General features: G+C 62.1%; 15 protein-coding genes. 12 read left to right on the top strand and 3 right to left on the bottom strand.

Annotated elements, in window-relative coordinates; all coding sequences use genetic code 11:
- Positions 1–10: 10 nt before the first annotated feature.
- On the bottom strand, positions 11–325 hold the full coding sequence (locus tag PM2_RS02350) for a hypothetical protein (protein WP_016711140.1): 315 nt from the start codon (positions 323–325) through the stop codon (positions 11–13).
- Positions 326–489: 164 nt separating this feature from the next.
- Between PM2_RS02350 and PM2_RS02345 the strand changes: the two genes are divergently transcribed.
- Positions 490–1,314, top strand: a complete 825-nt coding sequence (locus PM2_RS02345; RefSeq protein ID WP_016711141.1) for a S24 family peptidase — start codon at positions 490–492, stop codon at positions 1,312–1,314.
- Positions 1,315–1,351: 37 nt separating this feature from the next.
- On the opposite strand, the gene PM2_RS02340 is transcribed toward PM2_RS02345, so the two are convergent.
- A complete protein-coding gene (locus PM2_RS02340; protein WP_016711142.1) occupies positions 1,352–1,678 on the bottom strand; it encodes a DUF1654 domain-containing protein in 327 nt (108 codons plus the stop codon).
- Positions 1,679–1,916: 238 nt separating this feature from the next.
- On the opposite strand from PM2_RS02340, the gene PM2_RS02335 reads away from it, so the two are divergent.
- Together PM2_RS02335 and pbpG are read left to right on the top strand one after the other, a co-directional pair.
- Positions 1,917–2,591, top strand: coding sequence for a polysaccharide lyase family 7 protein (locus PM2_RS02335; RefSeq protein ID WP_016711143.1), 675 nt, complete (start codon positions 1,917–1,919; stop codon positions 2,589–2,591).
- A 392-nt stretch (positions 2,592–2,983) separates the two neighbouring features.
- The gene (pbpG, locus tag PM2_RS02330) at positions 2,984–3,910 is read left to right on the top strand and encodes a D-alanyl-D-alanine endopeptidase (RefSeq protein WP_025752676.1); all 927 of its coding nucleotides are present in this window, start codon (positions 2,984–2,986) and stop codon (positions 3,908–3,910) included.
- A gap of 42 nt (positions 3,911–3,952) precedes the next feature.
- Here pbpG and PM2_RS02325 read toward each other — a convergent pair whose 3' ends face one another.
- A complete protein-coding gene (locus PM2_RS02325; RefSeq protein ID WP_028699942.1) occupies positions 3,953–4,387 on the bottom strand; it encodes a hypothetical protein in 435 nt (144 codons plus the stop codon).
- Between the two features lie 201 nt (positions 4,388–4,588).
- Here PM2_RS02325 and PM2_RS02320 point away from each other — a divergent pair, with 201 nt between their 5' ends.
- From PM2_RS02320 to PM2_RS02280, 9 genes are all read left to right on the top strand, one after another.
- Positions 4,589–5,923 (top strand): lysine N(6)-hydroxylase/L-ornithine N(5)-oxygenase family protein, encoded by a 1,335-nt coding sequence (locus tag PM2_RS02320; protein ID WP_016711146.1) that lies wholly within the window; start codon positions 4,589–4,591, stop codon positions 5,921–5,923.
- A 177-nt stretch (positions 5,924–6,100) separates the two neighbouring features.
- Entirely contained in the window at positions 6,101–7,294 is a 1,194-nt protein-coding gene (locus tag PM2_RS02315) for a PepSY-associated TM helix domain-containing protein (RefSeq protein ID WP_016711147.1), read from the top strand.
- Complete coding sequence (locus PM2_RS02310) at positions 7,291–7,830, top strand: PA2404 family protein (protein WP_016711148.1); 540 nt, start codon at positions 7,291–7,293, stop codon at positions 7,828–7,830. The genes PM2_RS02315 and PM2_RS02310 overlap by 4 nt, the downstream gene beginning before the upstream one ends.
- On the top strand, positions 7,827–8,147 hold the full coding sequence (locus PM2_RS02305; protein WP_016711149.1) for a hypothetical protein: 321 nt from the start codon (positions 7,827–7,829) through the stop codon (positions 8,145–8,147). Before PM2_RS02310 ends, PM2_RS02305 begins: the two co-directional genes overlap by 4 nt.
- Positions 8,144–8,713 (top strand): DUF6162 family protein, encoded by a 570-nt coding sequence (locus PM2_RS02300; protein WP_028699943.1) that lies wholly within the window; start codon positions 8,144–8,146, stop codon positions 8,711–8,713. Before PM2_RS02305 ends, PM2_RS02300 begins: the two co-directional genes overlap by 4 nt.
- 18 nt (positions 8,714–8,731) lie before the next feature.
- Positions 8,732–9,634, top strand: coding sequence for a metal ABC transporter substrate-binding protein (locus tag PM2_RS02295; protein WP_028699944.1), 903 nt, complete (start codon positions 8,732–8,734; stop codon positions 9,632–9,634).
- On the top strand, positions 9,631–10,380 hold the full coding sequence (locus PM2_RS02290; RefSeq protein ID WP_028699945.1) for a metal ABC transporter ATP-binding protein: 750 nt from the start codon (positions 9,631–9,633) through the stop codon (positions 10,378–10,380). The genes PM2_RS02295 and PM2_RS02290 overlap by 4 nt, the downstream gene beginning before the upstream one ends.
- Positions 10,377–11,276 (top strand): metal ABC transporter permease, encoded by a 900-nt coding sequence (locus PM2_RS02285; RefSeq protein ID WP_016711153.1) that lies wholly within the window; start codon positions 10,377–10,379, stop codon positions 11,274–11,276. The genes PM2_RS02290 and PM2_RS02285 overlap by 4 nt, the downstream gene beginning before the upstream one ends.
- Complete coding sequence (locus PM2_RS02280) at positions 11,273–12,136, top strand: metal ABC transporter substrate-binding protein (RefSeq protein WP_028699946.1); 864 nt, start codon at positions 11,273–11,275, stop codon at positions 12,134–12,136. Before PM2_RS02285 ends, PM2_RS02280 begins: the two co-directional genes overlap by 4 nt.
- The last annotated feature ends 9 nt before the right edge of the window (positions 12,137–12,145 follow it).

Raw genomic sequence — 12,145 nt, 5'->3', positions numbered from 1 at the left:
CCTGGGCCCCTCAGCGTTGCGAGCTACGACTCAACTGGCTGCTCAGCACCATGATCTTGCCCTGAAGCCGCCCTACCGTCAGCACCAGCTCGTTGCGCTCCCTGGCCAGCTGGTCCGCTTTGGTTTCTGCCTCTCGGCGGGCATCCCGCTCAATGTCCAGCAGCTCGGTCAGGCGGCGAATGACTGCAACATCCGCGCTGTCCATCGCACGCTCGGCCGCATCCTTGGACAACCACTTGCGCAGCCACAGAAACGCACCTAGCAGCACAGTGCCCGTACCGCTCAGCCAAGTGACTGTGCCCGGGCCGAGGTCGGTCGGATCCATGTGAACCTCATTACCAATGATGATGTGATGAGCCCTAGAGAAAAGTGTCTCGCTGGCTTTCCTTGTTTGCCGCTTTAATTTAGCCTGCAGCTAATTTCACCACAAGAGGCAATTTAGCCATGCGCACATTTAGCAGCGAGCTAAACACTGGCATGCTTTGCCCTATGGACATCTACGGCATTCGCAAACACAACCTGGTCAAGTTGATCGGCAGCCAGAGAAAGGGATCCTGCGCAGAGCGCTGGGGGATGGCGCCTGCACACCTGAGCCAGATCCTTTCTGACAAGACCGCAAAAAACTTGGGCGATGACGTGGCCCGCCGAATTGAGGGCATCGAAGGGCTGCCACGCGGGTGGTTCGACGCACTGTCGACAGGTGACTCGGTACAGTTGCCGGTCGAAACCGGCGACGGCAAGCTTTCTGCGGCCGACCTGGTCAAGCAGATGCTTGCCAGAAGTGGCAAAGGCATCCCCGAAGAAACCCGGCAGCGGTTGCTGGCCGCAGCTGAAGAGCCGCTGGACGCCACACGGGTGAAAGCTGAGCTTGTCCGCCCTGGCCTGGTGGGTGATGAAGTATGGATTGCCCACTACGACGTGCGGGCTGCCATGGGCGGTGGCCAGATCCCCCACGATTACCCGGAAATGTTCAAGGACGTTCGCGTCAGTCCCAGCCATCTTCGCGAGCTGGGCGTGGAATTCACTGAACACCACCACCTCAAGATGGTGACCGGCTGGGGCCAGTCAATGGAGCCGACCATCAAGCACCGTGACCCACTGATCGTGGACGTGAGCATCCGGGATTTCGTGGGCGACGGGATCTACTTCTTTTCCTGGGGCGATCACATCTACATCAAGCGGCTGCAAATCGCGGATGAGGACCACTTCGAGATGATCTCAGACAACTCACGGCACAAGGACCGCATGATTCGCCGCGAAGAAACCTACATCCAGGCCCGGGTGCTGCTGGTGTGGAATGCACACTTGGTATAACGCCCAAGCCCGCCCCCAGGCGGGCTCTTCATGAGGCTCAGAACGGCGCCTGCGCTTCGACCTCCTCCGCCTTGCTGTCCTGCTCAACGATGAAATCATCGCGCTCCTCCACACTGCTGCGCGCCCAACGTACGGTAACGCTCTCGTCATCGTTGAACGTAAGGTCCAACTCGGACGTTTCGGACAACAGGCCCATCACCTCTTCCCACTCCGCATCACCGTCGGTATCCAGGCGATGCACCACAACCCAGCGTTGGGTCTGCGCGACCGGGTGGTTGATCATCGACGACACCCGCAGGCTAAGACGCTCGATTCCGGTCATTGCCTGACGCTGCCGGGAAGTTGACTGCATGTGCATAGACATATTCTCACCCTGAAAGCTGTATATCTGTACAGTATCCGAGAAAAGCTTATCTCACCGCCAAATCCAGCGTAAAGCCCCTCGCTGAAAATTTTCCCGAGTGGGTAATTTTGCGCAAAGCGAAATTTATTTAGCTTTAAGCGATTGACTTAAATTTAGCCTAGCGCTAATTTTTATCCCGCAGCCGCAAACGCGGCCGCCAGAGCCCCCAGCCAATCCTCGCTTTGCGTCAGGAGTTCACATGACCGTAGACATCAGCAACCTCATCATCGCTACGCCGGTAGCCGTATCCTCGACCAACCCCGTTGCACTCGAACTCAACGGTGCCGAAGCGATTGCCAGCTACCCGAGCATCGTCAAGGTCCTCAGCGATGGTTCGATCCAGTTCTCAGCCCCCACTAAAGGCGCCTCAAGCAAAAGCACCCGCAGGACCCGCTGCGAGTGGACGGAAACTGAGGATTGGACACTGGCCAGTGCCCAGGATCACTGGAACTACCAAACCATGACGCTGACCAAGGTCAACGCTGCGCAGAAGGTGGTCATCGCCCAGATGCACGTACGTGGGGACGATAGCCCGCCGGTGAAGGTGTTCTGGAACAAGGGCAACATCACGCTGGGTTTTCGGCGCACCTACAACCAGGCCGACCCGGTGAACTCGACAGTGCTGAAAGGCGTGCCGCTGGGGGGCAGGTTCATCGTCAGCATCCACACCACGTCTGCCGGCGTGGTCAACGTGACGGCCAAATACAATGGTGTTTCCGGCTCGTCAGGTAATTTGCAACTCGACAGTACCTGGGCGCCACGGTTGTTCGAATTCCACGGCGGCATCTACAACCAGGTTGACTACACCGATACAACACCGGCCGATGACGGCTCGATCTGCATCATCAGCGAACTGTCGCTGATCCACCGCTGAACGATGCAAGCCCGAAAGGCATCCCGGTGCCCTGCCCAACACGGGTTGCGCCGGGATCGCCGTGACACGCCGAGCCAGTGATATGTCAACAAGTCCGAAGCGGCGGCCGCGTGTACATTGATGAACGCAGAATCACGCAACCCAAAAGAGCTGTTTCCCATCCTGCGTACAGACTGATTTGCTATCCGACCTGATCAAGGCCGCGCCGAGCGGCCATCGCGGCCGTACGCCTGAAATCAGGCACTGCTCCGCTACAGGATTAAATTTCCTTCACCTTGCGCCCTTTAGTCATAAGGCATTCGACAGCGTTTGGGCCATACTCCACAATGCAGCGGTTTAGGGGGAAAACCCTTGCACAGCCAACGACATACCAACTTTTAGTGAGCCTCAACGTGAAAACATCCCTGTCTATCCTCAGCCTGCTGCTGTTGCTCACAGGAACCGCGACCCTTCCGTCGACCGCTGCTGCACAACCCCCGGCCCAGGTTCAACGCGACCCGTCCAAGCTGCACCTGGCTTCAGGCAGCGCCTTGCTGATCGACCTGAACACCAACCAGGAGCTGTACGCCAGCCATGCCGACCGCGTGGTGCCGATTGCCTCGGTGACCAAACTAATGACCGCGATGGTGGTGCTGGATGCCAAACTGCCCATGGATGAGATGCTCACCATGACCATTGCCAACAACCCGGAAATGAAAGGCGTGTATTCGCGCGTGCGCCTGGGCAGCCAGCTTGACCGCCGCGAAACCCTGCTGATTACCCTGATGTCATCGGAAAACCGTGCCGCCAACTCCTTGGCCAACGCCTACCCAGGTGGCTATCCGGCGTTCATCAAGGCGATGAATGCCAAGGCCCGCAGCCTGGGCATGGCACATACCCGGTATGTCGAGCCGACCGGCCTGTCGACGCAGAACGTGTCCACCGCCCGTGACCTGGCCAAGCTGCTGATGGCCTCGCGCAAGTACCCGATGCTGAGCGAGCTGTCGACCACCCGCGAAAAAACCGTGGCCTTCCGCAAGCCCAACTACACACTGGGCTTCCGTAACACCGACCACCTGGTGAACAAGAGCAACTGGGACATCAAGCTGACCAAGACCGGCTTCACCAACGAAGCCGGGCACTGCCTGGTGCTGCTGACCCGCATGGACAACCGCCCGGTGGCCATGGTCATCCTGGATGCGTTCGGCAAGTACACCCACTTCGCCGATGCCAGCCGCATGCGTCAGTGGCTGGAAACCGGTGCCGCCAAACCGGCACCCGCAGTGGCCATGCAGTACAAGGCAGACCGGCAGAACAAGGGACGCCTGGTTTCCGAGTAAACTCAAACGGTCTCGCTGGGGCCTTTGCAGGCCCCAGTCGTATCATGCCTGCGTATTGACCATCCCCCCTGCACTGCTGCCACCTGACGTCTGCAGCGCTTCGAGCAACTGCGCAGTTGCCTGCAGGATTTCACCATTGATGGTCGCGATGCTCGCCTGCTTGGCACTCACAGCGGCCATCTTGGCGGTTTCTTCCATCTTCTGCGCCATCAACTGGGCCAGTTGTTTCTGTTCGTCGGCCAATTGCTTTTGCAGCTTCTTGATCATCTCGCGCAATTGCTTGATGTGCGCAGGCTCCGAGCTTTCACTGCTGCCCTGGGCCCCTTGGGCCTGGCCGCCACCGTTCGCCCTGGAGGCGTCGGTCTGAGCGACTGTGCCACCCTCTTCAGCCTTTTTCGCGTCCTGGCTCTCGGCGCTCTGAGTCGTGCTCAACGCCTGGGCCGTGGTGCTGATGCTGACTGCTGCAATTCCTGTCATGTCTGTCTCCCTGCGTCGCAAAATGGGTCCTTGCATGGTTCTGCCTATCGGCCTCAGCGCGCAGGTCTTTAGCCCGTGTAGCAGTGGGTCGGCCGCCCGCCAGTAAATTCCCCATCATTTGGCTCGTTCCACCCAATGTACAAACGCAAGCGCCGGCCCCTCCCGGCGGCGTCCACATTCGACCATTATGGAACCGCAGCCATGAGCCAGTCTGCAAACCCGGAAACTATCAAGGACCTGATCGGCGTGGGCTTCGGCCCTTCCAACCTGGCCCTGGCCATCGCCCTGGAAGAACTCGCCGAGTCCCAGGGCCATGCCCTCGATGCGCAGTTCATCGACAAGCAACAGGACTACCGCTGGCACGGCGAAACCCTGGCCACCCAGAGTGAGCTGCAGATCTCGTTCCTGAAAGACCTGGTGTCGCTGCGCAACCCCACCAGCCCCTACAGCTTCGTCAACTACCTGCACCAGAAGCAGCGCCTGGCCGACTTCATCAACCTCGGCACCTTCTACCCTTGCCGCCTGGAGTACAACGACTACCTGCGCTGGGCCGCCGAACACTTCGCCACCCAGGCCGTGTATGGCCAGGAAGTGCTGCGTATCGAACCGGAACTGCAGGATGGCCGGGTAAACCACCTGCGCGTAATCGCACGCGACGCACAGGGCCGCGAATACAGCCGCCGCACCCGCTCGGTGGTGGTCGGCAGCGGCGGCACGCCGAAAATTCCGGAAAAGTTCGGCGCCTTCAAGGATGACCCACGGGTGTTCCACCACTCCCAATACCTGAGCAGCCTGAACAAGCTGCCGTGCACCGACGGCAAACCGATGCGCATCGCCGTGATCGGTTCGGGCCAGAGCGCCGCCGAGGCGTTTATCGACCTGAACGACAGCTACCCGTCCGTCAAGGTCGACATGGTCCTGCGCGGTTCAGCCCTCAAACCGGCCGACGACAGCCCGTTCGTCAACGAGATTTTCTCGCCGGACTACACCGACCTGGTCTACAACGAACCCGCCGACCAGCGCAGCAAGTTGCTGGGCGAGTACCACAACACCAACTATTCAGTGGTCGACCTGAACCTGATCGAACGCATCTACGGCATCCTCTACCGGCAGAAAGTCGCCCACCAGCACCGCCACAACGTGCTGTGCCGGCGCCAGGTGGAAGCCGTGGTGGCCACTCGCGAAGGCCTGGAGCTGACCCTGCGCGACCTCGCTACTGGCCAGCAGCAAACCCACCGCTACGATGCCGTGATCCTTGCCACCGGCTACGAGCGCCGCTCGCACCGTGACTTGCTGGCGCCATTGGCCGGCTACCTGGACGACTTCAGCGTCGACCGCAACTACCGCGTGCTGGCCAGCCCCGACCTGCAGGCCTCGGTGTACTTGCAGGGCTTCTGCGAAAACAGCCACGGCCTGAGTGACACCCTGCTCTCGGTACTGCCGGCCCGTGCCGCAGAAATTGGCCGCGCCCTGTATCAGGACCTGGCGCAATTGCACGGCAAAGCACATCCAGCCGCGGCCCTGACCCGCGCCTGACCCCTGTGCTACGCACCCTCAAGGCCGGCCTGTCGCTTCGCGCGCAGCTCGGCCTTGTGCTTTCTGAAACATTTGCTTGCATTTAAAGCGGCAGGTTTTCGATTCTCATTCGTCCTTATCAGTACAGCCCTCTTTGGTTGGGCACACGCTCGACCACCCATTGCAGAAGACCGTCTGATGGCCAAATCACCGAAAAAATCCAAATCCAGGCTGTGGTTCCTGGTGCATAGCTGGCTCGCCTTGCCGATCTGGTTCTTTGTGCTGATCGTGTGCTTCACCGGCATGCTCGCCGTGGTCAGCCAGGAAATCGTCTGGCTGGCCAACCCGGATGTCCGCGCGAGCAAGCCCGACGGTGATGCCGAGCGCCTGAGCTTCCAGCAGGTACTGGACGCCATGCGCAAAGCCGAGCCAGACATGTTCGTGGAGTCGCTCAGGCAGCCCGACGGCTCGCACTTTGCCCTGCTGGCCGATGTCACGTACCCCGACGGCACCAGCCCGACGCTGTACGTCAACCCCTACACCGGCGTCATCCAGGGCAAGTCCCCTGACTTCAACTTCGAAGCCTTTACCCGTGCATTGCACGGCTGGTGGCTGGTGCCGTTCACCAATGGTTTCAGCTGGGGCTGGTACCTGGTTTCGCTTCTCGGCCTGCCCATGCTGGCCTCTCTGGTCACCGGGCTGGTGGTGTACAAGAAGTTCTGGAAAGGCTTCTTCAAACCGGTGCGCACCGGGCACGGCTCACGCATCTTCTGGGGCGACCTGCATCGCCTGGCGGGGGTGTGGTCGATCTGGTTCATCGCGGTCATTTCCATCACCGGCACCTGGTTCCTGATCCAGGCACTGCTTTCAGACAACCACATCACTATTTCCAGCCGGCCTATCGTGCCGGTGATCGCCCGTGAAGATGTGCCGCAAATGCCGGATGGCACCCCTGCCCCGCGCATTGACCTTGATGAGGCGGCACGTATCGCCGGCCTGGCGATTCCAGGCCTGGACATTACCTTCATTTCGTTGCCGGCGACCGCCTACAGCCACGTTTCCATGGGCGGGCGCGGCTGGTATCCGCTGATGTTCCAGAGTGCAGCGGTCAACCCTTACACAAGCAACGTCGACAGCCAGTTCCTGCTCAGCGACCGCTCCACGCTGGAATTCGTCACTGAGTCCATGCGCCCCTTGCACACCGGTGACTTTGGCGGTTTGCCCATCAAGCTGATCTGGTTCTTCTTCGGCCTGGTACTCACCTTGATGGTGCTCAGCGGCTTGCTGATCTGGACCAAGCGTACCGCCCAGGCCACCGCAGCCGCCCTCAAGCGCAGCGACCGTGCTCCCCGTGCCGCACGCCGCCAGACCACATTGGAGACCCAACCATGAGCCACGCCCAGGCCGTGCCCGCCAGCCCGCTGAAGCAGTGGTGGCTGAAGTGGCGCTTTCATCTGAACATCCTGCTGATCCTCGTCCCGCTGGGCTTCATGCCCAAGTATTTCAGCGACGCCAAGCTGTTTCGTGGTGACGCGGGCCTGGGGGCGAACGTGGTCAGTGGCATCCAGGCCGGCCCTTACACGCTGGACTTGGCTGAATTGCGTGACGAAGCGCCACGCGAAGACGGCCCCGCCGGCCACTTCAAGTCCTTCAGCGCGTCCCTGTGCAAAGCCTGCATGAAAGACGTCAAGGCCGTTTACCTGCGCATCGGCAAACCCCGCAGCCTGCGCGCTGCCGGCACCATCTTCTTTGGCGCCCCCTACCGCATGGGCACCAACCTGCCCATCCCGCCGCGTACCAAACCCGACGCGCAAATCTGGATCACCCTTGAAGGTTGGGACGGCAGCATGCACCAGGCATCCGTCCCCCTGGCCAAGGCATCGCCTGCCACCGTGGCCTGGCTCGAGAAACAAGGAGGCAAGAAATGAAACACCTGATGCGCACCCTCGCCCTGCCCTTGCTGGTACTGGCCGCTGGCCCTGCCCTGGCACACAACCCGATGTGCGAATGCGAAGAACTGGCCAGCGGCCAGGTCAAATGCACCGGTGGCTTCTCGGACGGCAGCGGTGCCGCTGGGGTGACCCTGGACGTGATCGGCTATGACGAGCAAGTACTGGTCGGCGGCAAGCTGGGCGACGACTCCACGCTCACCTTCAAGCGCCCGGAAGGCGAATTCTACGTGCTGTTCGATGCCGGCCCCGGGCACGTGGTGGAAGTCGACTACGCCGATATCGCCCAGCCATGAGCCGCGCTCAAGTGATTCGCCCGGCCGGCGCCGGGCACGAAACCCTGTACGTGCTGCTGGCCAACCTGCTGATCGTGGTGCTCGCCGCCAGTGTGGTGCTGTTGCGTGGCGAGCGCGAAGACGAACAGGCCATCGCCAGCCACCAGATTGACGCCCGCCGCGACCTCACCGCTGCCGAGCAAGGCCTGTACACCGACTTGCGGGTGGCCTTCGACGAGATCCAGGCGCTGCGTGAAGAAAACGCCGCCATGCCGAGCGTGCAGACACTGGCCGAAGAAGGCCTGCCGCCATTCGTGGTGGATGCCGGCAGCCAGAGCCGTGGCAGTCATCAGTGGTCGTGGCTGGAATCCGGCGCCTACCTGGGCCGCAGTCAGGCCCCTGAAGTCGCCGGCAGCCTGCTGCTGATCCTGCCGACGGACAGCACCGGCCAGGCCGATGTCTGGTTGCGCCGCGACAGCGCTGCCGTCTTCCCGGACGATCTCGGCCAGGCGGCCTTGATCGCTGCGGGCTGGCAACAGGTGGTCAGCCACTACGACGCCGGGGTTACCCGCGAACACCGTCACTGAACCCAAGGACTCCCGCCTATGTTCCGCTCCGCCCTCGCCCTGCTCCTGGCCTTTGCCCTGCCGGCACTGGCCCTGGCCGATAACGGCAAGCCGCTGCGTATTGGTATCACCCTGCACCCCTACTACAGCTATGTGACCAACATCGTCGGCGACAAGGCCGAAGTGGTGCCGCTGATTCCCGCGGGCTTCAACCCGCATGCCTACGAGCCACGGGCCGAGGACATCAAGCGCATCGGCACGCTGGACGTGGTGGTGCTCAACGGCGTCGGCCATGACGACTTCGCCGACCGCATGATCGCCGCCAGCGAAAAACCCGGCATCGCCACCATCGAGGCCAACCAGAACGTGCCGTTGCTGGCGGCCACGGGCATTGCAGCGCGCGGCGCCGGCAAGGTGGTCAACCCGCACACCTTCCTGTCGATCAGCACCACCATCGCCCAGGTCAACAACATCGCCCGCGAACTGGGCAAGCTCGACCCGGACAACGCCAAGTTGTACACGCAAAACGCCCGTGCCTACGCCAAGCGCCTGCGCGCCCTGCGTGCCGAGGCGCTGGCCAAGGTAACCGAAGCACCCAGCGCCACCTTTCGGGTTGCCACCATCCATGCTGCCTACGACTACCTGGTGCGCGACTTCGGCCTGGAGGTGACCGCCGTGGTCGAACCGGCCCACGGCATCGAGCCCAGCCCGGCCCAGCTGAAAAAGACCATCGACCAGCTCAAAGCCCTGCATGTGAAGGTGATCTTCTCGGAAATGGACTTCCCGTCCGCCTATGTCGAAACCATCCAGCGTGAATCCGGCGTGCGCCTGTACCCGCTGACGCACATTTCCTACGGTGAATACACCAAAGAGAAGTACGAAGTGGAGATGAAGCGCAACCTCGACACCGTGGTGCGCGCCATCCAGGAGAACCGCGCATGACCGCCGCCGCCAACCTGGTGAAGGCCTGTGGGCCACGCATCGAGTTCGCCGACGTCGACCTCACCCTGGGCCGTACCCGCATCCTTGAACACGTCAGCTTTGGCGTTGCTGCTGGCAGCGTGCATGCCATCGTCGGCCCCAACGGCGGTGGCAAGAGTTCGCTGATCAAGACCCTGCTCGGGCAAATGCCACACCACGGCCAGCTGACCCTGCATTGGCCAGGCGAGCGTGAGGTGATCGGTTATGTGCCGCAAGCGCTGGAGTTCGACCGTGGGTTGCCAATGACCGTTGATGACTTCATGGCTGCCATGTGCCAGCGGCGCCCGGCTTTTCTCGGCTTGTCGCGCCGCGTGCAGCCGGCCATCGATGCGGCCTTGGCGCGGGTCGGCATGCTCGACAAGCGCAAACGGCGCATGGGCGCATTGTCTGGTGGCGAACGCCAGCGTGTGCTGTTGGCCCAAGGCCTGATCCCCGAGCCGCAGTTGCTGGTATTGGACGAGCCCATGTCGGCCCTCGATGAAGCCGGTATCCAGGTGTTCGAGCAGTTACTGCAGGGCTGGCGCCAGGCCGGCACCACGGTGCTGTGGATAGAACACGACCTGGAGGCCGTGCTGCGCCTGGCCGACCGGGTCACTGGCCTGAGCCGCCAGGTGCTGTTCGATGCCCCACCGGCCCAGGCCCTCACACCAGAGCGCCTGCTTGGCCTGTTCTCTGTTCACCCGCGTAGCGAGAGCCTTGCCTCATGAGTTTTGAAGCATTTCGCCAACTGGTCCAGGACTGGGCCACGGCTGGTTACTTGCCTGAGGCACTGGCCTACGGCTTCGTGGTCAATGCCTTGCTGGCTGGCCTGATGATTGGCCCGGTACTGGGCGGCCTGGGCACCCTGGTGGTGGTCAAGCGCTTTGCGTTCTTTTCCGAAGCCGTGGGCCATGCTGCACTGACCGGGGTAGCCATCGGCATCCTGCTCGGTGAGCCCTACACCGGCCCTTATGGCAGCCTGTTCGGCTACTGCCTGCTGTTCGGCATCTTGCTCAACTTCCTGCGCAACCGCACGGGTCTTTCACCGGACACGCTGATCGGCGTGTTCCTATCGGTGTCGCTGGCGCTGGGTGCCAGCCTGCTGCTGATGCTGGCCGGCAAGATCAATGTGCACATCCTCGAAAACGTGCTGTTCGGCTCGGTGCTGACCGTCAGCGGCCAGGACCTGGTGGTGCTGGGTATCGTCGCGGTGCTGGTGCTGGCCCTGGCTGTGCCACTGTACAACCGCATCATGCTGGCCAGTTTCAACCCGCAACTGGCAGCCGTGCGCGGGGTGGCGGTGAAAACCCTGGATTACCTGTTCGTGGTGCTGGTAACCCTGGTAACCGTGGCTGCCGTGAAGGTAATCGGCGCCATCCTGGTCGGTGCACTGCTGGTCATCCCCGCTGCGGCTGCACGCCTGGTCAGCCAGTCGCTCAAGGGGTTCTTCTTCGTCTCGGTACTGATCGCCACCTTGAGCACCCTGCTCGGCATTCTGCTGCCAATCGTCTTCGACCTGCCCGTGCCGTCGGGCGCCGCGATCATCCTGGTCGCCGGCATCTGCTTTGCCCTGGCCGCCCTGGCCCGCGCCCTCGTCCCACGCCTGCAAGGAAACCCGGCATGAACCTGAAACGCCTGACTCTGGCGCTGGCCTTGGCCGGCCTGCCGTCGCTGTCTTTTGCCACGCAAGTGCTGACCACCCTGCCCATCACCCACAGCCTGGCCAGCGCCCTGCTCGACGGCACGGCGGTACAACTCAAACGTGCGGCACCGGCCAACCTGCCGGCCAGCCGCCAGCCGTCGTATTTCAGCTCGCGCGGTGGCCCCAGCCTGGAGAAAGCCGCACAGCAGGCCGACGCGGTGATCGGTGTACGCTCGATCTGGCGTGACGACCCGCTGTACCCGATGGCCCGACGCAGCAACATCCGCATCGTCGAAATCGATGCCGCACGGCCGGTGGATGGCGCGCTGCCCGGCATTGCGGTCACAGGTGATGATGCCTACGGCGCCTACCCCTGGCTCAACCCGACCAACCTCGGGCGCATGGCCGATGTAGTGGCCAATGATCTCGAGCGGCTGGCACCGGATGACAAAGCGAAGATCCAGGGCAACCTGGCAGGGCTCAAGCGTCAGTTGCTTGAATTATCGGCCAGCAGCCAGACACGTCTGGCCAAGGTCGACAACCTGACGGTGGTGAGCTTGTCCGGGCGGTTGGGTTACCTGGCCAGCGGCTTGAACCTGGATGTGGTAGAGCAGCCGCTGCCGACCGAATGGGACGCTGCCGCGCTCAAGGCGCTGGAGGAAAACCTGAAAACGCAGGATGTGGCACTGGTGCTGGACCATCGGCAGCCGGACGCGGCGGTAGCCGAGGTGATCAAGGCAGCCGGGGCGAAACTGGTGGTGGTGGAGAGCGACCCTGAGGATGCGTTTGCCGGGTTGAAGGCCAGCGTCGACCAAGTGGTTGGGGCCTTGGGCGAAAGCTGATGTTGCCTG

The sequence above is a fragment of the Pseudomonas monteilii NBRC 103158 = DSM 14164 genome, from assembly GCF_000730605.1.
Lineage (GTDB): Bacteria > Pseudomonadota > Gammaproteobacteria > Pseudomonadales > Pseudomonadaceae > Aquipseudomonas > Aquipseudomonas monteilii.
This window is presented reverse-complemented; position numbering and strand designations above follow the sequence as displayed.

Bases quoted from the DNA above. Each gene is read 5' to 3' on its own strand.
- PM2_RS02350 (WP_016711140.1), bottom strand. From the start codon at position 325: ATGGATCCGACCGACCTCGGCCCGGGCACAGTCACTTGGCTGAGCGGT.
- PM2_RS02345 (WP_016711141.1), top strand. From the start codon at position 490: ATGGACATCTACGGCATTCGCAAACACAACCTGGTCAAGTTGATCGGC.
- PM2_RS02340 (WP_016711142.1), bottom strand. From the start codon at position 1,678: ATGTCTATGCACATGCAGTCAACTTCCCGGCAGCGTCAGGCAATGACC.
- PM2_RS02335 (WP_016711143.1), top strand. From the start codon at position 1,917: ATGACCGTAGACATCAGCAACCTCATCATCGCTACGCCGGTAGCCGTA.
- PM2_RS02325 (WP_028699942.1), bottom strand. From the start codon at position 4,387: ATGACAGGAATTGCAGCAGTCAGCATCAGCACCACGGCCCAGGCGTTG.
- PM2_RS02320 (WP_016711146.1), top strand. From the start codon at position 4,589: ATGAGCCAGTCTGCAAACCCGGAAACTATCAAGGACCTGATCGGCGTG.
- PM2_RS02315 (WP_016711147.1), top strand. From the start codon at position 6,101: ATGGCCAAATCACCGAAAAAATCCAAATCCAGGCTGTGGTTCCTGGTG.
- PM2_RS02310 (WP_016711148.1), top strand. From the start codon at position 7,291: ATGAGCCACGCCCAGGCCGTGCCCGCCAGCCCGCTGAAGCAGTGGTGG.
- PM2_RS02305 (WP_016711149.1), top strand. From the start codon at position 7,827: ATGAAACACCTGATGCGCACCCTCGCCCTGCCCTTGCTGGTACTGGCC.
- PM2_RS02300 (WP_028699943.1), top strand. From the start codon at position 8,144: ATGAGCCGCGCTCAAGTGATTCGCCCGGCCGGCGCCGGGCACGAAACC.
- PM2_RS02295 (WP_028699944.1), top strand. From the start codon at position 8,732: ATGTTCCGCTCCGCCCTCGCCCTGCTCCTGGCCTTTGCCCTGCCGGCA.
- PM2_RS02290 (WP_028699945.1), top strand. From the start codon at position 9,631: ATGACCGCCGCCGCCAACCTGGTGAAGGCCTGTGGGCCACGCATCGAG.
- PM2_RS02285 (WP_016711153.1), top strand. From the start codon at position 10,377: ATGAGTTTTGAAGCATTTCGCCAACTGGTCCAGGACTGGGCCACGGCT.
- PM2_RS02280 (WP_028699946.1), top strand. From the start codon at position 11,273: ATGAACCTGAAACGCCTGACTCTGGCGCTGGCCTTGGCCGGCCTGCCG.